The sequence below is a fragment of the Oerskovia jenensis genome, from assembly GCF_016907235.1.
GTDB lineage: Bacteria > Actinomycetota > Actinomycetes > Actinomycetales > Cellulomonadaceae > Oerskovia > Oerskovia jenensis.
In genome coordinates this window covers 1,379,301-1,401,202 of sequence record NZ_JAFBBO010000001.1, presented here as the reverse complement: position 1 = coordinate 1,401,202, position 21,902 = coordinate 1,379,301, and the positions used below count along the sequence as shown (strand labels likewise).

Genomic DNA, 21,902 nt, shown 5'->3' with positions numbered 1-21,902 from the left:
CTCCACCGCGCCGGCCGGGACGAACCCCGGACAGGCCGGCAGACGAAGGAAGTAGGACCACCTTGCTCGACGTCAATGTCTTCGACGAGCTGCGTATCGGACTGGCCACGGCAGACGACATCCGTGACTGGTCTCACGGCGAGGTCAAGAAGCCTGAGACCATCAACTACCGCACCCTCAAGCCCGAGAAGGACGGACTCTTCTGCGAGAAGATCTTCGGCCCCACCAGGGACTGGGAGTGCTACTGCGGCAAGTACAAGCGTGTGCGCTTCAAGGGCATCATCTGCGAGCGCTGCGGCGTCGAGGTGACGCGCTCGAAGGTGCGCCGTGAGCGCATGGGCCACATCGAGCTCGCCGCACCCGTCACGCACATCTGGTTCTTCAAGGGTGTGCCCTCCCGCCTCGGTTACCTCCTCGACCTGGCGCCGAAGGACCTCGAGAAGGTCATCTACTTCGCCGCCTACATGATCACGTCGGTCGACGTCGAGGGCCGTCAGGAAGACCTCCCCAACCTCCAGAACGAGATCGACCTGGAGAAGAAGGAGATCACGGACCGTCGCGACAACGACATCAACACCCGTGCCCAGAAGCTCGAGGCCGACCTGGCCGCGCTCGAGGCCGAAGGCGCTCGCGCCGACGCCCGCCGCAAGGTCCGCGACTCGGCCGAGCGCGAGATGGCGTCGATCCGCAAGCGGGCGGACGCCGAGCTCGACCGTCTGGACCAGGTCTGGGACCGCTTCAAGAACCTCAAGGTCGCCGACCTCGAGGGCGACGAGATGCTCTACCGCGCCCTCCAGGACCGCTACGGCAACTACTTCGAGGGCTCGATGGGCGCCGCGGCGATCCAGAAGCGCCTCCAGGACTTCGACCTGGTCGCCGAGGCCGAACTCCTGCGCGAGATCATCCGCAGCGGCAAGGGCCAGAAGAAGACCCGTGCGCTCAAGCGTCTCAAGGTCGTCAACGCGTTCCTGACCACCACCAACTCGCCCACGGGCATGGTGCTGGACGCCGTCCCGGTCATCCCGCCGGACCTGCGCCCCATGGTGCAGCTCGACGGTGGCCGCTTCGCGACCTCGGACCTGAACGACCTGTACCGCCGCGTGATCAACCGGAACAACCGCCTCAAGCGTCTTCTCGACCTGGGTGCGCCGGAGATCATCGTCAACAACGAGAAGCGCATGCTGCAGGAAGCTGTGGACTCGCTCTTCGACAACGGCCGTCGTGGCCGCCCGGTCACGGGCCCCGGCAACCGTCCCCTGAAGTCGATCTCCGACATGCTCAAGGGCAAGCAGGGTCGATTCCGTCAGAACCTGCTCGGCAAGCGTGTCGACTACTCGGGCCGTTCGGTCATCGTGGTCGGCCCGCAGCTCAAGCTGCACCAGTGCGGTCTGCCCAAGCAGATGGCCCTCGAGCTCTTCAAGCCGTTCGTGATGAAGCGCCTCGTGGACCTGAACCACGCGCAGAACATCAAGAGCGCCAAGCGCATGGTCGAGCGTGCTCGCCCGGTCGTGTGGGACGTCCTCGAAGAGGTCATCACCGAGCACCCCGTGCTGCTCAACCGTGCACCCACGCTGCACCGCCTCGGCATCCAGGCCTTCGAGCCCCAGCTGGTCGAGGGCAAGGCGATCCACCTGCACCCGCTCGTGTGTGCCGCGTTCAACGCGGACTTCGACGGCGACCAGATGGCCGTGCACCTGCCGCTGTCGGCCGAGGCCCAGGCCGAGGCGCGCATCCTCATGCTCTCGAGCAACAACATCCTGAAGCCGTCGGACGGTCGTCCGGTGACCATGCCCTCGCAGGACATGATCATCGGTCTGTACCACCTGACGAACGACAAGAAGGACGCCAAGGGTGCGGGGCGTGCGTTCAGCTCGGTCGCCGAGGCCATCATGGCCTTCGACGGCGGTTCGCTGGACCTGAACGCCGAGGTCAGCATCCGCATGGACGGTCTCGTCTTCGCCGAGGGCGAGGCCCCTGAGGGCTTCGTGCCGGGGGAGCCGTTCGTCTTCGGCACCACGCTGGGTCGCGCCCTCTTCAACGAGACGCTCCCGGTCAGCTACGGCTACGTCAACGGCATCGTCGACAAGAAGAAGCTGTCGACGATCGTCAACGAGCTCGCCGAGACCTACCCCAAGGTCGAGGTGGCTGCCTCGCTCGACGCGCTCAAGGAGGCCGGCTTCCGCTGGGCCACCCGTTCGGGTGTCACCATCGCGATCTCCGACGTCGCGACGCCGAGCGAGAAGGCCGCGATCCTGGAGGAGCACGAGGCACGTGCGCTCAAGGTGCAGCAGGAGTACGAGCGTGGTCTGATCACCGACGACGAGCGCCGTCAGGAGCTCATCGAGATCTGGACGCAGGCCACCGACAAGGTCGCGACCGCGATGCGTGCGAGCTTCCCCGAGCGCAACACCGTCTACACGATGGTCGGCTCGGGTGCTCGTGGTAACTGGATGCAGGTTCGTCAGATCGCAGGTATGCGTGGTCTCGTGGCGAACCCGAAGGGTGAGATCATCCCTCGCCCGATCAAGTCCAACTACCGTGAGGGCCTCTCGGTCCTCGAGTACTTCATCGCGACGCACGGTGCCCGCAAGGGCCTCGCCGACACCGCTCTGCGCACCGCCGACTCGGGCTACCTGACCCGTCGTCTGGTCGACGTGTCGCAGGACGTCATCGTCCGCGAGGAGGACTGCGGCACCGAGCGCGGCCTGACGCTGCCCGTCGGGGAGAAGATCGGCGAGAACCTCGTCCGTCACGACAAGGTCGAGACGAGCATCTACTCCCGCACGCTGGCCTCCGACGTGGAGGACGCGGACGGCAACGTCATCGCCAAGGGTGGGGAGGACGCCGGTGACCTGGTCATCGACGCGCTCCTCGCTGCCGGCATCGACACGGTCAAGGTCCGCTCGGTCCTGACCTGCGAGTCCCGCGTCGGCACCTGCGCCAAGTGCTACGGCCGTTCGCTGGCCACGGGCAAGCTCGTCGACATCGGCGAGGCCGTCGGCATCATCGCGGCCCAGTCGATCGGTGAGCCCGGTACCCAGCTGACGATGCGTACGTTCCACACCGGTGGTGTGGCCTCCGCGGACGACATCACGCAGGGTCTGCCCCGTGTGACCGAGCTCTTCGAGGCACGTACCCCGAAGGGCGAGGGCCCCATCGCGGAGTTCTCGGGTCGCATCACGATCGACGAGGCGGAGCGCACGCGCCGCATCGTCCTGACCCCCGACGACGGCTCGGAGGAGCTCGCCTACCCGGTGACGAAGCGTTCGCGCCTCCTCGTCAGCGACGGCGACCACGTCGAGGTCGGTACCCAGCTGGTCCAGGGTGCGGTCGACCCCAAGAAGGTCCTGCGCATCCTCGGCCCCCGCGCCACCCAGAAGCACCTGGTGGACGAGGTCCAGGAGGTCTACCGCTCGCAGGGCGTGGACATCCACGACAAGCACATCGAGGTCATCGTGCGGCAGATGCTGCGTCGCGTGACCGTGCTGGACTCGGGCGACTCGCAGCTGCTCCCGGGCGAGCTGGCCGAGCGTGGACGCTTCGAGGACCTCAACCGTCGTGCCGTGGCGGAAGGCGGCCAGCCGGCCTCCGGCCGTCCCGAGCTCATGGGCATCACGAAGGCGTCGCTCGCGACCGACTCGTGGCTCTCGGCGGCCTCCTTCCAGGAGACGACGCGCGTCCTCACCGAGGCAGCGATGAGCGGTCGTCGTGACCCGCTCCTCGGCCTCAAGGAGAACGTCATCCTCGGTAAGCTCATCCCGGCCGGTACGGGTCTGCCCCGTTACCGCAACGTCGAGGTCGAGCCCACCGAGCAGGCCAAGACCGAGCTCTACCCGAGCTTCGGTTACGACGAGATCGACTTCCAGGGGCTCGGGATGGGCTCCGGCGAGGCGATCCCGCTCGAGGACCTGGACTTCGGCGACTACCGCTGATCCCGGCGTCACGGCCCCGCGACCTCGCGTCGTGGGGCCGTGACGACCCGAGTAGCACAGGGGGTGGTCTCGGCGCGCTGGACGCGCCGGGATCACCCCTTCTCTCTTTGACTACCTGCCACGTGGCAGGTATCGTTGGAGACCGTGCCCGCGCCGTCGTGCTCGCTGTGTCGTTTCCAGCGCGCCGATGTGAGTGCGCGAGCATTCCGGTGCCTGAGCTCTTCGGACGATCCTCGGATCGTGCTCGAGCCCAGCCCGGACCATCGAGCCGGTGGTACGTGGCGATTGCGACGCTCTGCGTCGCAGGTGCCGTTTGCCGTCGGCGCCCACAGCCCGTAGAGACCACCGCCGGGGAACTCCCCGGTCCAGCTCGAGAAGACACGGAGACGTAGTGCCTACGATCCAGCAGCTCGTCCGCAAGGGGCGGACCTCGAAGGTCGGGAAGTCCAAGACTCCCGCCCTCAAGGGTTCCCCGCAGCGGCGTGGTGTGTGCACCCGTGTGTACACGACCACCCCCAAGAAGCCGAACTCCGCACTGCGCAAGGTCGCACGCGTGAAGCTGTCCTCGCAGGTCGAGGTCACCGCGTACATCCCCGGCGTCGGCCACAACCTCCAGGAGCACTCCATCGTGCTCGTCCGCGGTGGTCGTGTGAAGGACCTCCCCGGTGTCCGCTACAAGATCGTCCGTGGCGCACTCGACACCCAGGGCGTCAAGAACCGCAAGCAGGCTCGCAGCCGCTACGGTGCCAAGAAGGAGAAGAGCTAATGCCTCGTAAGGGCCCCGCCCCGAAGCGGCCGCTCATCGTCGACCCTGTCTACGGTTCCCCGGTCGTCACCCAGCTCATCAACAAGGTCCTCCTGGACGGCAAGAAGTCGACCGCCGAGGCGATCGTCTACGGTGCCCTCGAGGGTGTCCGCGCGAAGACCGACGGTGACCCCGTCGTCGTCCTCAAGCGTGCTCTCGAGAACGTGCGCCCGGCCCTCGAGGTCCGCTCGCGCCGTGTCGGTGGCGCGACCTACCAGGTCCCCGTCGAGGTGCGCCCCACGCGCTCCACGACGCTCGCGCTGCGCTGGCTCACGGACTACTCGCGCGCTCGTCGCGAGAAGACCATGACCGAGCGCCTCATGAACGAGATCCTCGACGCGAGCAACGGCCTCGGTGCCGCGGTCAAGCGTCGTGAGGACATGCACAAGATGGCCGAGTCCAACAAGGCCTTCGCGCACTACCGCTGGTAGTCCGACCGACCGGCCCTGGGGGTTCACCCCCGGGGCCGTCGGCGGGTCCGGCCGGCTTCGGTAGAAGCAGCGCCCCCCGACTCAACCCACACAAAGGGGAAGTACCCGTGGCACTTGACGTGCTGACCGACCTGAACAAGGTCCGCAACATCGGCATCATGGCCCACATCGATGCCGGTAAGACCACGACCACCGAGCGCATCCTGTTCTACACCGGGGTGAACTACAAGATCGGTGAGACGCACGACGGCGCGTCGACGACCGACTGGATGGAGCAGGAGAAGGAGCGCGGCATCACGATCACGTCTGCCGCCGTGACCTGCTTCTGGAACAAGAACCAGATCAACATCATCGACACCCCTGGCCACGTGGACTTCACGGTCGAGGTCGAGCGCTCCCTGCGTGTGCTCGACGGCGCTGTCGCTGTCTTCGACGGCAAGGAGGGCGTCGAGCCCCAGTCCGAGACCGTCTGGCGCCAGGCCGACAAGTACAACGTCCCGCGCATCTGCTTCGTCAACAAGATGGACAAGCTCGGCGCGGACTTCTACTTCACGGTCGACACCATCGTGAACCGCCTCAAGGCCAAGCCGCTGGTCATCCAGCTGCCGATCGGCTCCGAGAGCGAGTTCACCGGTGTCGTCGACCTGCTCGAGATGCGTGCCCTCGTGTGGCGCGGCGAGACGAAGATGGGCGAGGCGTACGAGATCGAGGAGATCCCCGCGGACCTCCTCGAGAAGGCGCAGACCTACCGTGCCGAGCTCATCGAGAACGTCGCCGAGGCCGACGAGGAGCTTCTCGAGAAGTACCTCAACGGTGAAGAGCTGACGATCGCGGAGATCAAGTCCGCCATCCGCAAGCTCACCGTCACGGGCGAGGCCTTCCCGGTGCTCTGCGGCTCCGCGTTCAAGAACAAGGGCGTCCAGCCCATGCTCGACGCGGTCATCGACTACCTGCCCTCGCCCCTCGACGTCCCGGCCATCAACGGCCACGACGTCAAGGACGAGGAGAAGGTCGTCGAGCGCCACCCCGACGCGACCGAGCCGTTCGCGGCTCTCGCGTTCAAGGTCGCCTCGCACCCGTTCTTCGGCAAGCTGACGTACGTCCGCGTCTACTCCGGCCAGGTCACGCCGGGCACCCAGGTGCTCAACGCGACCAAGGGCAAGAAGGAGCGTCTGGGCAAGATCTTCCAGATGCACTCCAACAAGGAGAACGCGGTCGAGCTCGGCAGCGCCGGGCACATCTACGCGTTCATCGGCCTCAAGGACACGACGACCGGTGACACCCTGTGTGACATCGCGAACCCCGTCGTCCTCGAGTCGATGACCTTCCCGGAGCCCGTCATCGACGTGGCCATCGAGCCCAAGACGAAGGCCGACCAGGAGAAGCTCTCGGTCGCCATCCAGAAGCTCGCCGAGGAGGACCCGACCTTCCGCGTCAAGCTCGACGAGGAGACCGGCCAGACCGTCATCGGCGGTATGGGTGAGCTCCACCTCGACATCCTCGTCGACCGCATGCGTCGCGAGTTCAACGTCGAGGCCAACGTCGGCAAGCCGCAGGTCGCGTACCGCGAGACCATCCGCCGTGCCGCGGAGAAGATCGACTACACGCACAAGAAGCAGACCGGTGGTTCCGGGCAGTTCGCCAAGGTGCAGGTCACCTTCGAGCCGCTCGACCTGACCGAGGGCGGCGAGCTCTACGAGTTCAAGAACGCCGTCACCGGTGGCCGCATCCCGCGTGAGTACATCCCGTCGGTCGACGCCGGTATCCAGGCCGCCCTCCAGCTGGGTGTCCTCGCCGGCTTCCCGCTCGTGGGCGTGAAGGCTACGCTCATCGACGGCGCGTACCATGATGTCGACTCTTCGGAGATGGCGTTCAAGATTGCCGGCTCGATGGTCCTCAAGGAGGGCGTCAAGCGGGCGGACCCGGTTCTGCTGGAGCCGGTCATGGCGGTCGAGGTGCGTACGCCCGAGGAGTACATGGGCGACGTGATCGGTGACCTCAACTCTCGTCGCGGCATGATCCAGTCCATGGAGGACGCGACGGGTGTCAAGGTCATCCGTGCTCAAGTACCGTTGTCCGAGATGTTCGGGTACATCGGCGACCTGCGGTCCAAGACCCAGGGTCGTGCTGTGTACTCGATGTCATTCGACAGCTACGCCGAGGTTCCTCGGAACGTTGCCGAAGAGATCATCAAGAAGACCCGGGGCGAGTGAGTCCCCACAGGTCGAAGACCCTGTAACAACCATCAACCTGTAGCGACCCGCACGCCCCGCAGATGTCTTGCGCATCTGCATCGTTCGGCACAACTACCCAAGTCCCAGGAGGACCCCAGTGGCGAAGGCCAAGTTCGAGCGGACCAAGCCGCACGTCAACGTCGGAACCATCGGTCACGTCGACCACGGTAAGACCACGCTGACGGCAGCGATCTCCAAGGTGCTGCACGACAAGTACCCGGACGTGAACCCCGAGTTCAAGTTCGACGAGATCGACAAGGCTCCGGAAGAGAAGCAGCGCGGTATCACGATCAACATCGCGCACATCGAGTACGAGACGGAGAAGCGTCACTACGCTCACGTCGACGCTCCCGGTCACGCCGACTACATCAAGAACATGATCACCGGTGCCGCTCAGATGGACGGCGCGATCCTCGTGGTCGCGGCGACCGACGGCCCGATGGCCCAGACGCGTGAGCACGTTCTGCTCGCCCGCCAGGTGGGTGTCCCCTACCTGCTGGTCGCGCTGAACAAGTCCGACATGGTCGAGGACGAGGAAATCCTCGAGCTCGTCGAGATGGAGGTGCGCGAGCTCCTCTCCTCGCAGGGCTTCGACGGTGACGAGGCCCCCGTGGTCCGCGTCTCCGGTCTGAAGGCTCTCGAGGGCGACCCCGAGTGGGTCAAGTCCGTCGAGGCGCTCATGGAGGCCGTGGACGAGCACGTCCCCGAGCCCGTTCGTGAGCTCGACAAGCCCTTCCTCATGCCCGTCGAGGACGTCTTCACGATCACCGGTCGTGGCACCGTCGTCACCGGCAAGGTCGAGCGCGGCACCCTCGCGGTCAACTCCGAGGTCGAGATCGTCGGCATCCGCAACCCGCAGAAGACCACGGTCACGGGTATCGAGACGTTCCACAAGCAGATGGACGAGGCTCAGGCCGGCGACAACACCGGTCTGCTGCTCCGCGGCATCAAGCGCGAGGACGTTGAGCGCGGCCAGGTCGTCGTCAAGCCGGGTTCGATCACCCCGCACACCGACTTCGAGGCTCAGGTCTACATCCTGGGCAAGGACGAGGGTGGGCGTCACAACCCGTTCTTCTCGAACTACCGCCCGCAGTTCTACTTCCGCACCACGGACGTCACCGGCGTCATCACGCTGCCCGAGGGCACCGAGATGGTCATGCCCGGCGACAACACCGAGATGACGGTCGAGCTGATCCAGCCGATCGCCATGGAGGAGGGCCTCGGCTTCGCCATCCGTGAGGGCGGCCGTACGGTCGGATCGGGCCGTGTCACGAAGATCATCAAGTGATCTTCTGATCTCCTGATCCACCCCGGCAGCACCTGAGCCTCGCGCTCGGGGGTTCCGGGAAGGATTGACCGAAGGGCCCGGGTACCGCAAGGTACCCGGGCCCTTCGGCGTACCTGGTGGGCGTGTGGGGGAGCGCTGTCGTCCGAGGAGGTGGAGGCGCCGTGCCCCCTCCTTCGCGGGCGCAGTCGGCGACGACGTGCCGCCTGCGCGCGTCGCGCACGCGCACGGGGACGTCGTGCTCTCGCCCGAGCGTGCGGTGGGCAGGGGCGGCGGGAGCGAGCTCGCGTCACGTCGACGAGCGGGGGTGCTCGACGGCGTCGCTCACCGGGCGCGGTCGGGGCGGCCCGGTCGTCCCGCGAGCCGGGGGAGCCGGCCTCGACCTCGGCGCGGCCCTGACCTTCCCCGCGTCGGACGACGGAGTCTGCCCGGCGCGGTGGACGAGCCGGGCGAGGCGGACGTCCCCGTCCTGCGTTCCCGTGCCGAGTCCTCCGACGGCGCGGCGGCGAGGTACGGGCTCGGCGGGCGGCGAACCCGCTGGTCAGGGTCGTGCAGGCGGTGACGGCACGGGCCGCCGGCTCGCCGAGCGGTAGTCCGCGCACCGGTGGTCCTGGTCACAGAGTTCGGCGAGAACGCGCGTGGCGGTTACCCTGGAGGAAGGACGTGCCCGCTTCTTGCGTGAGCACGGAGGTCGTCGCATGACGGTCGGCCCGAGTGGCCGGTGCCTCATGTACGGCGATTGGTCTTCCACGGAATCCTGTGGCAGACTGTTCAGGTTGCCTGTTACGGGTGCGCTCTTTCATGTGTCGAACAGTGTGTTGAACCGCTAAGCATGCGGACCTCGGTGTTACGGGGTTGCCGCGGGTTGAACTCTCTGTCGACACAGATCGAGGACCCCGCGGAGCTCAGGTTCTGCACAGGCTCGACAACGTTGTGAACGGCGGTGACGCCGTCGGGCGCCAGAAGTTGGCCCGATGTGTCAGCAGTTCACATATCCAACGGCCCTGCACCGTTCTCGGTGCGTGCGCTCGGTAGGTCGCGATAGGCGACACGCCCGAGCGCGGGGGTCGGACAGCTAGCGGTTCGAGAGAGAGAGTCAGACGACGCCATGGCGGGACAGAAGATCCGCATCCGGCTCAAGTCCTACGACCACGAGGTGATTGACAGCTCGGCGCGCAAGATCGTCGACACTGTCACCCGCGCTGGTGCAACGGTCGTGGGCCCGGTGCCGCTGCCGACGGAGAAGAACGTCTTCTGCGTCATCCGGTCGCCTCACAAGTACAAGGACAGCCGCGAGCACTTCGAGATGCGCACGCACAAGCGGCTTATCGACATCATCGATCCCACTCCGAAGGCCGTCGACTCGCTCATGCGTCTCGACCTGCCTGCGGACGTGAACATCGAGATCAAGCTCTGAGGCGGGAGGACAACATGACTACGCCCCAGCAGAACGAGCGGCCCGTCACGGCCGTGCTCGGCACGAAGCTCGGCATGACCCAGCTCTGGGACGAGGCAGGCCGCCTGGTCCCCGTCACGGTCGTCGCCGTGGGCACGAACGTCGTGACCCAGGTCCGCACCGCGGACACCGACGGTTACGCCGCGGTCCAGCTGGCCGCAGGCCAGATCGACCCGCGCAAGGTCACGAAGCCCCTCAAGGGCCACTTCGAGAAGGCCGGCGTCACGCCGCGCCGTCACGTGACCGAGATCCGCACCACCGATGCCGGTGAGTACACCCTCGGCCAGGAGATCACCGCGGAGGCCTTCGAGGCCGGCGCGAAGGTCGACGTCGTGGGCACCACCAAGGGCAAGGGCACCGCCGGTGTCATGAAGCGTCACGGCTTCCACGGCGTGGGTGCCTCCCACGGTGCGCACCGCAACCACCGCAAGCCTGGTTCGATCGGTGGGGCCTCGACCCCGTCGCGAGTCTTCAAGGGCGTGCGCATGGCCGGTCGGATGGGCTTCGACCGTCAGACCACGCAGAACCTGACCGTCCACGCGGTCGACGCAGAGAAGGGTCTGCTGCTCGTCAAGGGCGCAGTGCCCGGCCCCAAGGGCGGCGTCGTCCTCGTGCGTAGCGCCGTGAAGGGAGCATGACACTCATGGCAGCTCTCACTGTTGACGTCCTCGACGCCACGGGCAAGAAGGCCGGCACCGCCGACCTTCCCGCCGAGGTGTTCGACGTCCAGACGAACGTCCCGCTGATCCACCAGGTTGTCGTCGCGCAGCTCGCTGCAGCCCGTCAGGGCACGCACGACACCAAGAGCCGCGGCGAGGTCCGCGGTGGTGGACGCAAGCCCTACAAGCAGAAGGGCACCGGCCGCGCCCGTCAGGGTTCGACCCGTGCTCCTCAGTTCGCCGGTGGTGGGGTCGTCCACGGCCCGACGCCGCGCGACTACAGCCAGCGCACCCCCAAGAAGATGAAGGCTGCTGCACTGCGCGGCGCCCTCTCCGACCGGGCTCGTGCCGGCCGTGTCCACGTCGTGACCGGCTTCGGGATCGACGGCCAGCCGTCGACCAGGGCCGCGATCAACTCGCTCGCCAACCTCTCTCCCCGCAAGCACGTGCTCGTGGTGCTGGAGCGCGGCGACGAGCTGACGAGCAAGTCCCTCCGCAACGCGGAGCAGGTGCACCTCCTGGTCGCTGACCAGCTGAACACCTACGACGTGCTCGTCTCCGACGACGTGGTCTTCACCGAGGGCGCACTCGCTGCGTTCCTCGCCGGACCCGCCACGGGCTCTTCGGTCAAGGCCGTCGCGTCCGAGTCGGAAGCAGCTGACGAGGCCGAGGAGGCCGCGAAGTGACCGCCGTGACGAAGGACCCCCGCGACATCCTGCTCGCGCCGGTGGTCTCCGAGAAGAGCTACGGGCTCCTCGACGAGGGTAAGTACACCTTCCTCGTGGACCCGCGGGCCAACAAGACCGAGATCAAGATCGCCGTCGAGCAGATCTTCTCGGTCAAGGTTGCCTCCGTGAACACGATCAACCGCAAGGGCAAGACCCGGCGGACGCGTTTCGGACTGGGCAAGCGCAAGGACACCAAGCGTGCGATCGTCACCCTCCGCGAGGGCACGATCGACATCTTCGGCGGGCCGGTCGGCTGAGGCCGGACGAGAGCAGATTGAGGACAGATCCCCATGGGAATCCGTAAGTACAAGCCGACGACGCCCGGCCGCCGCGGCTCGAGCGTTGCCGACTTCGTCGAGATCACGCGCTCGCAGCCGGAGAAGTCGCTGGTCCGTCCGCTCACCAAGAGCGGTGGCCGCAACAGCACCGGTCGCATCACCACCCGTCACAAGGGTGGTGGCCACAAGCGCGCATACCGCGTCATCGACTTCCGTCGTCACGACAAGGACGGCGTGCCCGCGAAGGTCGCTCACATCGAGTACGACCCCAACCGCACGGCACGCATCGCGCTCCTGCACTACGCGGACGGCGAGAAGCGCTACATCATCGCGCCGAACAAGCTGAAGCAGGGCGACGTCATCGAGAACGGCGCCGGCGCCGACATCAAGCCCGGCAACAACCTGCCGTTGCGCAACATCCCGACCGGTACGGTCATCCACGCCATCGAGCTCAAGCCCGGTGGCGGCGCGAAGATCGCCCGTTCGGCTGGTGCCTCCGTGCAGCTCGTCGCCAAGGACGGCCCCTACGCCCAGCTGCGTATGCCGTCCGGTGAGATCCGCAACGTCGACCTGCGCTGCCGCGCGACGGTCGGCGAGGTGGGCAACGCCGAGCAGTCGAACATCAACTGGGGCAAGGCCGGCCGTATGCGTTGGAAGGGCAAGCGCCCCTCCGTCCGTGGTGTCGCCATGAACCCGATCGACCACCCTCACGGTGGTGGTGAAGGCAAGACCTCCGGTGGACGTCACCCGGTCAGCCCCTGGGGCCAGGCCGAAGGTCGTACCCGCCGTCCCAACAAGCCGAGCGACAAGCTGATCGTGCGTCGTCGCCGTACCGGCAAGAAGCGCTGATAGGAGCCTGACAGATGCCACGCAGCCTGAAGAAGGGCCCCTTCGTGGATGGACACCTTCAGAAGAAGGTGGACGTCCAGAACGAGAAGGGGACCAAGAACGTCATCAAGACCTGGTCCCGTCGGTCGGTCATCACGCCCGACTTCCTCGGTCACACTTTTGCCGTGCACGACGGACGCAAGCACACTCCGGTGTTCGTCACCGAGTCGATGGTTGGCCACAAGCTCGGCGAGTTCGCACCCACCCGGACCTTCCGCGGCCACGTGAAGGACGACAAGAAGGGCCGTCGTCGCTGATCTGCGTGCAGACGCAGATCACGAGACGACGACTCCGAACGTCATGACGAGACAAGAAGGCAGGACAGCAATGGAAGCCAAGGCGCAGGCGCGGTTCGTCCGTGTCACGCCCCAGAAGGCCCGGCGCGTCGTGGACCTCATCCGTGGCAAGCAGGCCACCGAGGCCGTCGCGGTGCTGAAGTTCGCACCGCAGGCCGCGAGTGAGCCGATCCGCAAGGTCGTGGAGAGCGCGATCGCGAACGCACGGGTGAAGGCCGACCGCGCGAGCGTGGCATTCGACGAGCAGGAGCTCGTCGTTGCCCAGGCGTTCGTGGACGAGGGCCCGACCCTCAAGCGGTTCCGGCCTCGCGCTCAGGGGCGCGCGAGCCAGATCCTCAAGCGGACGAGCCACATCACCGTGGTCCTCGTTCCGCGCGAAGACACGAAGGGAAGGGCCCGATAGTGGGACAGAAGGTTCACCCGCACGGGTACCGCCTCGGCATCACCACCGACCACCGGTCGCGGTGGTTCGCCGACAGCACCAAGCCCGGACAGCGGTACCGCGACTACGTCCGTGAGGACGTGCAGATCCGCAAGCTCATGGCCACGGGCCTCGAGCGTGCCGGCATCTCCAAGGTCGAGATCGAGCGCACCCGCGACCGTGTTCGTGTGGACATCCACACCGCACGTCCGGGCATCGTCATCGGCCGCCGTGGCGCAGAGGCAGACCGCATCCGCGGCGAGCTCGAGAAGCTCACGGGCAAGCAGGTTCAGCTCAACATCCTCGAGGTCAAGAACGCTGAGATCGATGCTCAGCTCGTGGCCCAGGGGATCGCGGAGCAGCTCGCGAGCCGTGTGTCCTTCCGTCGTGCGATGCGCAAGGGCATGCAGTCCGCGCAGCGCGCCGGCGCCAAGGGCATCCGCGTGCAGTGCTCGGGTCGTCTCGGCGGCGCCGAGATGAGCCGTTCGGAGTTCTACCGCGAAGGCCGTGTGCCGCTGCACACGCTCCGCGCGAACATCGACTACGGCTTCTTCGAGGCCCGCACCACCTTCGGCCGTATCGGCGTCAAGGTGTGGATCTACAAGGGCGACATGACCGAGAAGGAGTTCGCTGCGCAGCAGGCGACCGCCGCTCCCCGCCAGGGCCGTGGTGGCCCCCGCGGTGGCGACCGTCCTGACCGTGGTGGAGACCGTCGCGGTGCTGGTCGTCGCAACGAGCGTCCGGCACAGTCCGAGGCACCTGCAGCCGCAGGGGCGGAGGCACCTGTCGCCGAGAAGGCTCCTGAGTCCGGAACGGAGGCCTGAGCATGCTTATCCCGCGCAGGCTGAAGCACCGTAAGCAGCACCACCCCTCGCGCTCCGGCGCCTCGAAGGGTGGCAACCAGATCGCGTTCGGCGAGTTCGGCATCCAGGCTCTCGAGCCTGCGTACGTCACGAACCGCCAGATCGAGGCTGCTCGTATCGCGATGACCCGCCACATCAAGCGAGGCGGAAAGGTCTGGATCAACATCTACCCGGACCGTCCGCTGACCAAGAAGCCGGCGGAGACCCGCATGGGTTCTGGTAAGGGTTCGCCCGAGTGGTGGATCGCCAACGTCAAGCCCGGCCGCATCATCTTCGAGCTGGCCGGTGTCCCGGAGCCTCTGGCTCGCGAGGCCATGCGCCGCGCGATCCACAAGCTCCCGATGAAGTGCCGTTTCGTGGTGCGCGAGGGTGGTGGCAACTGATGGCTATCGGAACCAAGGAACTGGCTTCGAGCGAGCTTGACACGTTCGACGACGAGAAGCTCGTCGCCGAGCTGAAGAAGGCCAAGGAGGAGCTTTTCAACCTCCGCTTCCAGTCGGCCACCGGCCAGCTGGAGAGCCACGGTCGCCTGAAGGCCGTGCGCCGCGACATCGCGCGGATCTACACGATCCTCCGCGAGCGCGAGCTCGGTATCCGTACCGCACCGAGCGTGAGTGAGTGAGGCTGGAATGAGCGAGAACGCAACGAACGCCGCACCGGTGACCGAGACGGCCGCTGAGCAGCGCGCCAACCGCAAGACGCGGCGCGGCTACGTGGTGAGCGACAAGATGGACAAGACCGTCGTGATCGAGGTCGAGGACCGGGTCAAGCACCCGCTCTACGGCAAGGTCATCCGACGCACGAGCAAGGTCAAGGTCCACGACGAGCAGAACGCTGCTGGTGTCGGAGACCTCGTCCTTATCATGGAGACCCGCCCGCTGTCCGCGACCAAGCGGTGGCGCCTGGTGGAGATCCTCGAGAAGGCCAAGTAGGCCCTGCGCCTACCAGGTCGTGACGGGCGGGGTCCCGCCCGTCACGACCGGTCTCGGCCGCACCAAGGTGCGGCAACCAGTAGACAGGGCGGCGAGACCCCGCCGCACCTGGCCGGTTCACCCGCGAGGGACCCGGCACTGACAGCTATCCGTTCGGCAAGGCTCGCTCCGCGAGAACCGGCTCGACGACAGGAGTTCACTACATGATCCAGCAGGAGTCGCGACTTCGCGTCGCCGACAACACGGGTGCCAAGGAGATTCTCTGCATCCGTGTTCTCGGCGGTTCGGGCCGTCGCTACGCCGGAATCGGCGACGTCATCGTCGCAACCGTCAAGGACGCTATCCCCGGTGGCAACGTGAAGAAGGGCGACGTCGTCAAGGCGGTCGTCGTACGCACCGCCAAGGAGCGCCGTCGTCCGGACGGTTCCTACATCAAGTTTGACGAGAACGCGGCCGTGATCCTCAAGAACGACGGCGAGCCCCGTGGTACGCGCATCTTCGGTCCCGTGGGCCGCGAGCTGCGTGACAAGCGGTTCATGAAGATCATCTCGCTGGCTCCGGAGGTGCTCTGAACATGGCGAAGATCAAGAAGGGCGACCTGGTGGTCGTCATCTCTGGCAAGGACCGCACCCAGCAGGGTCGCGTGCTCGAGGTCCTCACGGACTCCGACCGCGTGATCGTCGAGGGCATCAACCGCGTCACGAAGCACACCAAGGTGGGTCAGTCCCAGCGTGGGACGCGTACCGGTGGCATCGAGGTCGTCGAGGCGCCGATCCACGTGAGCAACGTGATGGTCGTCGACCCGGAGACCAAGAAGGGCACCCGCGTCGGGTACCGCACCGAAGAGGTCGAGCGTGACGGCCGTACGCGCAAGGTTCGCGTGCGCGTCGCCAAGCGTTCCGGTAAGGACATCTGATGAGCACTGAACTGCAAGCCCCTGAGATCGCGCGTCTCAAGCAGCGCTACCGCGACGAGATCGTCGCCGGCCTCCTCGAGGAGTTCGGCCACGAGAACGTCAACCAGGTTGCACGACTGACGAAGATCGTCGTCAACATGGGTGTCGGCGACGCGGCCAAGGACTCCAAGCTCATCGAGGGTGCCATCCGCGACCTCTCGGCCATCACCGGCCAGAAGCCGCAGGTCACGAAGGCCCGCAAGTCCATCGCTCAGTTCAAGCTGCGTGAGGGCATGCCGATCGGCGCGCACGTCACGCTGCGTGGCGACCGCATGTGGGAGTTCCTCGACCGCCTGCTGTCCATCGCTCTGCCCCGTATCCGCGACTTCCGCGGACTCTCGGCCAAGCAGTTCGACGGCCACGGCAACTACACCTTCGGTCTCACGGAGCAGTCGATGTTCCACGAGATCGACCAGGACAAGATCGATCGCGTCCGCGGTATGGACATCACGATCGTGACGACGGCGACGACCGACGACGAGGGCCGCTCCCTGCTGCGCCGTCTCGGCTTCCCCTTCAAGGAGAACTGACATGGCGAAGAAGGCCCTGGTCAACAAGGCAGCCGCAAAGCCTAAGTTCGCGGTCCGCGCCTACACTCGCTGCCAGAAGTGCGGTCGCCCGCACTCCGTGTACCGCAAGTTCGGCCTGTGCCGTATCTGCGTCCGCGAGATGGCACACCGTGGCGAGCTTCCCGGCGTCACCAAGAGCAGCTGGTAACAACTACGTCGCAGGTCTGGCACGGTTCCCCTCGGGGGACTGGCCAGATACCCCGGCGAGGAAGGGCTGAAGCCCAATGACGATGACCGACCCGATCGCAGACATGCTGACCCGTCTGCGTAACGCGAACTCGGCTTACCACGAGACGGTTCAGATGCCGTTCTCGAAGCTGAAGTCGCACATTGCTGAAATCCTGCAGGCCGAGGGCTACATCTCCGGCTGGACCGTCGAGGACGCGCCCGTGGGCAAGTACCTCACGATCCAGCTGAAGTTCGGCCCGAACCGCGAGCGCTCCCTTGCCGGGATCCGCCGCGTGTCGAAGCCCGGTCTGCGTGTGTACGCGAAGTCGACCAACCTGCCCAAGGTTCTCGGTGGCCTCGGCGTGGCGATCCTGTCCACGTCCTCCGGCCTCCTGACCGACCGTCAGGCAGCCAAGAAGGGCGTGGGCGGAGAAGTCCTCGCCTACGTCTGGTAATCGGAAAGGAGAGATACGCCATGTCTCGTATCGGCAAGATCCCCGTTCCGGTTCCCGCCGGAGTGGATGTCACGATCAGCGGCGCGCTGGTGACGGTCAAGGGCCCCAAGGGGTCGCTCGAGCACACCATCCCCGCCCCCATCGAGGTCTCCCAGGACGCTGACACCCTCGTGGTGACGCGCCCGAACGACGAGCGTGCATCGCGCGCTCTGCACGGCCTGACCCGCACCCTCCTCGCAAACCTGGTGACCGGTGTCACCCAGGGCTACGAGAAGAAGCTCGAGATCGTCGGTACCGGTTACCGCGTGACCGCGAAGGGCGCTGACCTGGAGTTCGCTCTCGGTTTCAGCCACCCCGTCGTGATCTCCGCGCCCGCCGGCATCACCTTCGCTGTCGAGTCCCCGACCAAGTTCTCGGTCGCGGGCATCGACAAGCAGCAGGTCGGCGAGGTCGCTGCGAACATCCGCAAGATCCGCAAGCCCGAGCCGTACAAGGGCAAGGGTGTGCGGTACGCCGGCGAGGTCGTCCGCCGCAAGGTCGGAAAGGCTGGTAAGTAACGATGGCTCTCAAGGTTCTCGGCAAGGGCAAGGCAGTTTCGCGCAAGCGTCGCCACCTCCGCCTGCGCAAGAAGATCGCCGGCACGGCCGCGCGTCCCCGCCTCGTCGTGACGCGCTCCGCGCGCCACATCACGGCGCAGATCGTGGACGACACGATCGGCCAGACCGTTGCTTCCGCATCGACCATCGAGGGCGACCTGCGGTCGTTCGACGGCGACAAGAGCGCGAAGGCCCGCAAGGTCGGCGAGCTCGTCGCCGAGCGTGCCAAGGCCGCTGGTGTCGACTCGGTCGTCTTCGACCGCGGTGGCAACAAGTACCACGGCCGGGTGGCTGCAGTCGCCGACGGGGCCCGCGAAGGCGGTCTGTCCCTGTGATGATGGCCGAAACCACCACCGTGTACACGGTACGGAAGCAAAGGATTCTCTGATGGCTGCAGGGCAGCGCAGCAACACCGGCGCCCCTACGGGTGCCGCCAACGAGTCGACCGACCGCAACTCCGGAGGCCGCGGCGACGCTCGTCGCGACGGCCGCCGTGGTGACGGTCGCCGTGGTGACGCCGCCGAGAAGAACGCCTTCGTCGAGCGCGTCGTCACCATCAACCGCGTGTCCAAGGTCGTCAAGGGTGGCCGCCGCTTCAGCTTCACCGCGCTCGTCGTGGTGGGCGATGGCGACGGAACCGTCGGCGTCGGCTACGGCAAGGCGAAGGAAGTCCCCGCGGCGATCGCCAAGGGTGTCGAGGAGGCCAAGAAGAACTTCTTCAAGGTCCCCCGCATCCAGGGCACCATCCCTCACCCCATCCAGGGTGAGGCAGCCGCCGGTGTCGTCTTCCTGCGTCCGGCAGCCCCGGGTACCGGTGTCATCGCCGGTGGTCCGGTGCGCGCCGTGCTGGAGTGCGCGGGCATCCACGACGTCCTGAGCAAGTCGCTCGGTTCGTCCAACGCGATCAACATCGTGCACGCGACGGTCGAGGCACTGCGCAACCTGGAGCAGCCTGAGGCTGTTGCAGCGCGTCGTGGCCTGCCGCTCGAGGCCGTGGCTCCCGCCGCGCTCCTTCGTGCACGTGCAGCTGGGGTAGGTGCGTGATGGCTCGACTCAAGGTGACCCAGACGAAGTCCGCCATCGGCGGCAAGCAGAATCAGCGCGACACGCTGCGCACTCTGGGCCTCAAGCGGATCGGCGACACCGCCGTGAAGGAGGACCGCCCGGAGATCCGCGGCATGGTCGCGACGGTGGCGCACCTCGTCGCCGTTGAGGAGGTCGAGTGATCATGGCTGAGAAGGCCAAGAAGGAGACCGCGGTCGAGGCTTCGACCGACGCTCCGAAGAAGAAGGCTCCTGCCAAGAAGGCTGCTGCGACCGAGGCTCCCAAGGCCGAGGCTCAGCAGACCGTCGGCGCTGGTGGCACCCTCAAGGTCCACCACCTCCGTCCCGCCCCCGGCGCCAAGAAGGCCAAGACCCGCGTGGGTCGTGGCGAGGCGTCGAAGGGTAAGACGGCCGGCCGTGGTACCAAGGGCCAGAAGGCTCGTTACCAGGTGCCGGAGCGCTTCGAAGGTGGTCAGATGCCGCTGCACATGCGTCTGCCCAAGCTTCGTGGCTTCAAGAACCCGTTCCGCACGGAGTACCAGGTCGTGAACCTGGACAAGCTCTCCGCGCTGTACCCCGACGGCGGCACTGTCACCGTCGAGGACCTCGTCGCCAAGGGGGCCGTCCGCAAGGGCGAGCTCGTCAAGGTGCTCGGTACGGGTGAGGTCACCGTCAAGCTCGAGATCGCGGTCGACGCGCTCTCGGCTTCCGCCAAGGACAAGATCCTTGCGGCCGGTGGCTCCGTCTCGGAGGACTGACACGTAGGACAGGGCCGATAGCGCGATGCGCTGTCGGCCCTGTCTGCGTCTGGGGGGTGGTCCGCCGGTGCCGCCGCCGCTCGGGGGAACGTAGACTCATCGCCGGTTGACTCAATTTGCCGTCCATCGCGGCGCAGCGGCTAAGGTGCCCCATGGCGTCCCGTGCCGGGTGCGTCACATCTCGCCGACCAACCGGCGACACGACATCCCGCCTCGGCGGGCCAGGAGGATAGGTGCTCAGCGCATTCGCCCGGGCTTTCCGGACACCTGACCTGCGGCGCAAGCTGCTGTTCACGATCGCCATCATGGCGATCTTCCGTGTGGGCTCGTTCATCCCGACCCCTGGTGTGGACTACGCCAACGTCCAGCAGTGCATCGACACGCAGGGCCAGAACAGCCTCCTGGGCATGGTGAACCTGTTCAGCGGTGGCGCCCTGCTCCAGCTCTCGATCTTCGCGCTCGGCATCATGCCGTACATCACCGCGAGCATCATCGTGCAGCTGCTCCGTGTGGTGATCCCTCACTTCGAGGCGCTGCACAAGGAGGGCCAGTCCGGTACCGCGAAGCTCACGCAGTACACGCGCTACCTGACGATCGCCCTCGCGGTCCTGCAGTCCACGACCGTCATCACGACGGCGCGCGGCGGCCTGCTGTTCCCGGGCTGCCCCGTCCCGGTCATCCCGGACAACAGCTTCGTGACGTCCGCGATCATGGTCATCACCATGACGGCGGGCACCGGCCTCATCATGTGGCTCGGCGAGCTGATCTCCGAGCGCGGTGTCGGCAACGGCATGTCGCTGCTCATCTTCACGTCGATCGCCGCCAGCTTCCCGCTCGCTCTCTGGTCGATCGCGGGCGGCTCGAACGGCGCGATCAACTTCACGATCATGATCGCCGTCATCGTCCTGGTCATCGGCCTGGTCGTCTTCGTCGAGCAGTCCCAGCGCCGTGTGCCCGTGCAGTACGCGAAGCGCATGGTCGGCCGCAAGATGTACGGCGGCTCGAGCACCTACATCCCGATCAAGATCAACATGTCCGGCGTCATCCCGGTCATCTTCGCGTCGTCGCTGCTCGCCGTCCCGGGGCTCATCGCCCAGTTCGGCGACACGACGGCAGGGTGGGTCCAGTGGGTCACGCGGTACCTCGCGGACCCGGCCTCGCCGATCCACATCTCGATCTACGTGGTCCTGATCGTCTTCTTCTGCTTCTTCTACACGGCCATCACGTTCAACCCGGACGAGGTCGCGGACAACATGAAGAAGTACGGCGGGTTCATCCCGGGCATCCGGGCCGGCCGCCCGACGGCCGAGTACCTCGACTACGTCATCACCCGCATCACCTCGGCGGGTGCCATCTACCTCGCGCTCGTTGCGCTCATCCCGACGCTCGTCCTGGTCCTGCTGGGGGTGAGCACCAACATCCCGTTCGGTGGTAGCTCGATCCTCATCGTGGTGGGCGTCGGTCTCGAGACGGTCAAGCAGATCGACTCGCAGCTGCAGCAGCGTCACTACGAAGGGTTCTTGCGTTGACCGACACGACTCCCGTTGCGGGCACCTCGTCCGAGGGCTCCGCGCGCTTGATCATCATGGGTCCCCAGGGGGCCGGCAAGGGCACCCAGGCGGCTCGTCTGGCGGAGCACTACGGCGTCCCGGCGATCTCCACGGGTGACATCTTCCGTGCGAACATCAAGGGCGGCACCGAGCTGGGCAAGCTGGTGCAGGAGTACACCGCCAAGGGCGACCTCGTCCCCGACTCGGTGACGAACGACATGGTCCGCGACCGCCTCTCGCAGGACGACGTGGCGCGTGGCTTCATCCTCGACGGCTACCCGCGCAACGCGGCCCAGGTCGTCGAGCTCGACGGGATCCTCGCGGACCTCGGTGTCGAGCTGGACGCCGTCCTCGAGCTCACCGCGGACCGTGACGAGCTCCTCGCCCGCCTGCGCAAGCGCGCGGAGATCGAGGGCCGTGAGGACGACACCGAAGAGGCGATCGCTCGTCGGCTCGACATCTACGCCGAGCAGACCGCGCCACTGACGTCGGCCTACGCCGAGCGGGGTCTCCTCGCTCAGGTCGACGGCATCGGCGAGATCGACGACGTGACCACGCGTCTCGTCGAGGCGCTCGCGCCTCTCGTCGGCTGACCCGGGG

General features: G+C 66.5%; 28 protein-coding genes. All 28 read left to right on the top strand.

Annotated features, from left to right (window positions below; translation table 11 throughout):
* Positions 1-62 precede the first annotated feature (62 nt).
* The 28 genes from JOD49_RS06310 to JOD49_RS06175 all read left to right on the top strand — a co-directional run bounded on the left by JOD49_RS06310 (position 63) and on the right by JOD49_RS06175 (position 21,895).
* On the top strand, positions 63-3,932 hold the full coding sequence (locus JOD49_RS06310) for a DNA-directed RNA polymerase subunit beta' (protein WP_205306419.1): 3,870 nt from the start codon (positions 63-65) through the stop codon (positions 3,930-3,932).
* A 391-nt stretch (positions 3,933-4,323) separates the two neighbouring features.
* Positions 4,324-4,698, top strand: coding sequence for a 30S ribosomal protein S12 (gene rpsL, locus JOD49_RS06305; protein WP_021479869.1), 375 nt, complete (start codon positions 4,324-4,326; stop codon positions 4,696-4,698).
* On the top strand, positions 4,698-5,168 hold the full coding sequence (rpsG, locus tag JOD49_RS06300) for a 30S ribosomal protein S7 (RefSeq protein ID WP_030151942.1): 471 nt from the start codon (positions 4,698-4,700) through the stop codon (positions 5,166-5,168). Before rpsL ends, rpsG begins: the two co-directional genes overlap by 1 nt.
* Before the next feature lie 107 nt (positions 5,169-5,275).
* Entirely contained in the window at positions 5,276-7,381 is a 2,106-nt protein-coding gene (gene fusA, locus JOD49_RS06295) for an elongation factor G (RefSeq protein ID WP_205306418.1), read from the top strand.
* A gap of 118 nt (positions 7,382-7,499) precedes the next feature.
* On the top strand, positions 7,500-8,690 hold the full coding sequence (gene tuf, locus JOD49_RS06290; protein ID WP_205306417.1) for an elongation factor Tu: 1,191 nt from the start codon (positions 7,500-7,502) through the stop codon (positions 8,688-8,690).
* A gap of 1,105 nt (positions 8,691-9,795) precedes the next feature.
* Positions 9,796-10,104, top strand: a complete 309-nt coding sequence (gene rpsJ / locus JOD49_RS06285) for a 30S ribosomal protein S10 (RefSeq protein WP_012867945.1) — start codon at positions 9,796-9,798, stop codon at positions 10,102-10,104.
* A 14-nt stretch (positions 10,105-10,118) separates the two neighbouring features.
* On the top strand, positions 10,119-10,781 hold the full coding sequence (gene rplC / locus JOD49_RS06280; protein ID WP_191791530.1) for a 50S ribosomal protein L3: 663 nt from the start codon (positions 10,119-10,121) through the stop codon (positions 10,779-10,781).
* 5 nt (positions 10,782-10,786) lie between these two features.
* Positions 10,787-11,488: a 50S ribosomal protein L4 gene (rplD, locus tag JOD49_RS06275; protein ID WP_205306416.1), complete on the top strand. Its 702-nt coding sequence runs from the start codon at positions 10,787-10,789 to the stop codon at positions 11,486-11,488.
* Positions 11,485-11,787, top strand: coding sequence for a 50S ribosomal protein L23 (gene rplW / locus JOD49_RS06270; protein WP_030151937.1), 303 nt, complete (start codon positions 11,485-11,487; stop codon positions 11,785-11,787). Before rplD ends, rplW begins: the two co-directional genes overlap by 4 nt.
* Positions 11,788-11,820: 33 nt before the next feature.
* Positions 11,821-12,657: a 50S ribosomal protein L2 gene (gene rplB / locus JOD49_RS06265; protein WP_056653766.1), complete on the top strand. Its 837-nt coding sequence runs from the start codon at positions 11,821-11,823 to the stop codon at positions 12,655-12,657.
* A 14-nt stretch (positions 12,658-12,671) separates the two neighbouring features.
* Complete coding sequence (gene rpsS, locus JOD49_RS06260) at positions 12,672-12,953, top strand: 30S ribosomal protein S19 (RefSeq protein ID WP_012867940.1); 282 nt, start codon at positions 12,672-12,674, stop codon at positions 12,951-12,953.
* Positions 12,954-13,023: 70 nt separating this feature from the next.
* On the top strand, positions 13,024-13,395 hold the full coding sequence (rplV, locus tag JOD49_RS06255; protein WP_030151935.1) for a 50S ribosomal protein L22: 372 nt from the start codon (positions 13,024-13,026) through the stop codon (positions 13,393-13,395).
* A complete protein-coding gene (gene rpsC / locus JOD49_RS06250; RefSeq protein ID WP_030151934.1) occupies positions 13,395-14,237 on the top strand; it encodes a 30S ribosomal protein S3 in 843 nt (280 codons plus the stop codon). The genes rplV and rpsC overlap by 1 nt, the downstream gene beginning before the upstream one ends.
* Positions 14,238-14,239: 2 nt before the next feature.
* A complete protein-coding gene (gene rplP, locus JOD49_RS06245; RefSeq protein WP_191801409.1) occupies positions 14,240-14,659 on the top strand; it encodes a 50S ribosomal protein L16 in 420 nt (139 codons plus the stop codon).
* Positions 14,659-14,898, top strand: coding sequence for a 50S ribosomal protein L29 (gene rpmC, locus JOD49_RS06240; protein ID WP_030151932.1), 240 nt, complete (start codon positions 14,659-14,661; stop codon positions 14,896-14,898). Before rplP ends, rpmC begins: the two co-directional genes overlap by 1 nt.
* Before the next feature lie 7 nt (positions 14,899-14,905).
* Complete coding sequence (gene rpsQ / locus JOD49_RS06235; RefSeq protein WP_030151931.1) at positions 14,906-15,208, top strand: 30S ribosomal protein S17; 303 nt, start codon at positions 14,906-14,908, stop codon at positions 15,206-15,208.
* 203 nt (positions 15,209-15,411) lie between these two features.
* Entirely contained in the window at positions 15,412-15,780 is a 369-nt protein-coding gene (rplN, locus tag JOD49_RS06230) for a 50S ribosomal protein L14 (protein WP_021480431.1), read from the top strand.
* A 2-nt stretch (positions 15,781-15,782) separates the two neighbouring features.
* On the top strand, positions 15,783-16,124 hold the full coding sequence (gene rplX / locus JOD49_RS06225; protein WP_191791527.1) for a 50S ribosomal protein L24: 342 nt from the start codon (positions 15,783-15,785) through the stop codon (positions 16,122-16,124).
* The gene (gene rplE, locus JOD49_RS06220) at positions 16,124-16,693 is read left to right on the top strand and encodes a 50S ribosomal protein L5 (protein WP_030151929.1); all 570 of its coding nucleotides are present in this window, start codon (positions 16,124-16,126) and stop codon (positions 16,691-16,693) included. Before rplX ends, rplE begins: the two co-directional genes overlap by 1 nt.
* A 1-nt stretch (position 16,694) precedes the next feature.
* Positions 16,695-16,880, top strand: a complete 186-nt coding sequence (locus JOD49_RS06215) for a type Z 30S ribosomal protein S14 (RefSeq protein ID WP_012867931.1) — start codon at positions 16,695-16,697, stop codon at positions 16,878-16,880.
* 76 nt (positions 16,881-16,956) lie between these two features.
* A complete protein-coding gene (rpsH, locus tag JOD49_RS06210) occupies positions 16,957-17,355 on the top strand; it encodes a 30S ribosomal protein S8 (RefSeq protein WP_205306415.1) in 399 nt (132 codons plus the stop codon).
* Between the two features lie 20 nt (positions 17,356-17,375).
* Entirely contained in the window at positions 17,376-17,912 is a 537-nt protein-coding gene (gene rplF, locus JOD49_RS06205; protein ID WP_205306414.1) for a 50S ribosomal protein L6, read from the top strand.
* Positions 17,913-17,914: 2 nt separating this feature from the next.
* Positions 17,915-18,286 carry a 50S ribosomal protein L18 gene (gene rplR, locus JOD49_RS06200; protein ID WP_030151926.1) on the top strand — a complete coding sequence of 124 codons (372 nt, stop codon included), beginning with the start codon at positions 17,915-17,917 and terminating at the stop codon, positions 18,284-18,286.
* Between the two features lie 52 nt (positions 18,287-18,338).
* Positions 18,339-18,995 carry a 30S ribosomal protein S5 gene (rpsE, locus tag JOD49_RS06195; protein ID WP_030151925.1) on the top strand — a complete coding sequence of 219 codons (657 nt, stop codon included), beginning with the start codon at positions 18,339-18,341 and terminating at the stop codon, positions 18,993-18,995.
* Positions 18,995-19,177 carry a 50S ribosomal protein L30 gene (rpmD, locus tag JOD49_RS06190; protein ID WP_030151924.1) on the top strand — a complete coding sequence of 61 codons (183 nt, stop codon included), beginning with the start codon at positions 18,995-18,997 and terminating at the stop codon, positions 19,175-19,177. Before rpsE ends, rpmD begins: the two co-directional genes overlap by 1 nt.
* A 2-nt stretch (positions 19,178-19,179) precedes the next feature.
* Complete coding sequence (rplO, locus tag JOD49_RS06185) at positions 19,180-19,752, top strand: 50S ribosomal protein L15 (RefSeq protein ID WP_205306413.1); 573 nt, start codon at positions 19,180-19,182, stop codon at positions 19,750-19,752.
* 233 nt (positions 19,753-19,985) lie between these two features.
* Positions 19,986-21,281: a preprotein translocase subunit SecY gene (secY, locus tag JOD49_RS06180; protein WP_205306412.1), complete on the top strand. Its 1,296-nt coding sequence runs from the start codon at positions 19,986-19,988 to the stop codon at positions 21,279-21,281.
* A 56-nt stretch (positions 21,282-21,337) separates the two neighbouring features.
* The gene (locus tag JOD49_RS06175) at positions 21,338-21,895 is read left to right on the top strand and encodes an adenylate kinase (RefSeq protein WP_205308842.1); all 558 of its coding nucleotides are present in this window, start codon (positions 21,338-21,340) and stop codon (positions 21,893-21,895) included.
* Positions 21,896-21,902: the final 7 nt, after the last annotated feature.

Coding starts and splice junctions, on each gene's coding strand:
- rplV (WP_030151935.1), top strand. CDS start 13,024: ATGGAAGCCAAGGCGCAGGCGCGGTTCGTCCGTGTCACGCCCCAGAAG.
- rplX (WP_191791527.1), top strand. CDS start 15,783: ATGGCGAAGATCAAGAAGGGCGACCTGGTGGTCGTCATCTCTGGCAAG.
- rplF (WP_205306414.1), top strand. CDS start 17,376: ATGTCTCGTATCGGCAAGATCCCCGTTCCGGTTCCCGCCGGAGTGGAT.
- rpmD (WP_030151924.1), top strand. CDS start 18,995: ATGGCTCGACTCAAGGTGACCCAGACGAAGTCCGCCATCGGCGGCAAG.
- rplE (WP_030151929.1), top strand. CDS start 16,124: ATGAGCACTGAACTGCAAGCCCCTGAGATCGCGCGTCTCAAGCAGCGC.
- rpsE (WP_030151925.1), top strand. CDS start 18,339: ATGGCTGCAGGGCAGCGCAGCAACACCGGCGCCCCTACGGGTGCCGCC.
- JOD49_RS06175 (WP_205308842.1), top strand. CDS start 21,338: ATGGGTCCCCAGGGGGCCGGCAAGGGCACCCAGGCGGCTCGTCTGGCG.
- rpsS (WP_012867940.1), top strand. CDS start 12,672: ATGCCACGCAGCCTGAAGAAGGGCCCCTTCGTGGATGGACACCTTCAG.
- rplP (WP_191801409.1), top strand. CDS start 14,240: ATGCTTATCCCGCGCAGGCTGAAGCACCGTAAGCAGCACCACCCCTCG.
- rplR (WP_030151926.1), top strand. CDS start 17,915: ATGGCTCTCAAGGTTCTCGGCAAGGGCAAGGCAGTTTCGCGCAAGCGT.
- JOD49_RS06215 (WP_012867931.1), top strand. CDS start 16,695: ATGGCGAAGAAGGCCCTGGTCAACAAGGCAGCCGCAAAGCCTAAGTTC.
- rplN (WP_021480431.1), top strand. CDS start 15,412: ATGATCCAGCAGGAGTCGCGACTTCGCGTCGCCGACAACACGGGTGCC.
- rplC (WP_191791530.1), top strand. CDS start 10,119: ATGACTACGCCCCAGCAGAACGAGCGGCCCGTCACGGCCGTGCTCGGC.
- rpsH (WP_205306415.1), top strand. CDS start 16,957: ATGACGATGACCGACCCGATCGCAGACATGCTGACCCGTCTGCGTAAC.
- rpsQ (WP_030151931.1), top strand. CDS start 14,906: ATGAGCGAGAACGCAACGAACGCCGCACCGGTGACCGAGACGGCCGCT.
- rpmC (WP_030151932.1), top strand. CDS start 14,659: ATGGCTATCGGAACCAAGGAACTGGCTTCGAGCGAGCTTGACACGTTC.
- rpsJ (WP_012867945.1), top strand. CDS start 9,796: ATGGCGGGACAGAAGATCCGCATCCGGCTCAAGTCCTACGACCACGAG.
- rplB (WP_056653766.1), top strand. CDS start 11,821: ATGGGAATCCGTAAGTACAAGCCGACGACGCCCGGCCGCCGCGGCTCG.
- rplD (WP_205306416.1), top strand. CDS start 10,787: ATGGCAGCTCTCACTGTTGACGTCCTCGACGCCACGGGCAAGAAGGCC.
- rplO (WP_205306413.1), top strand. CDS start 19,180: ATGGCTGAGAAGGCCAAGAAGGAGACCGCGGTCGAGGCTTCGACCGAC.
- rpsG (WP_030151942.1), top strand. CDS start 4,698: ATGCCTCGTAAGGGCCCCGCCCCGAAGCGGCCGCTCATCGTCGACCCT.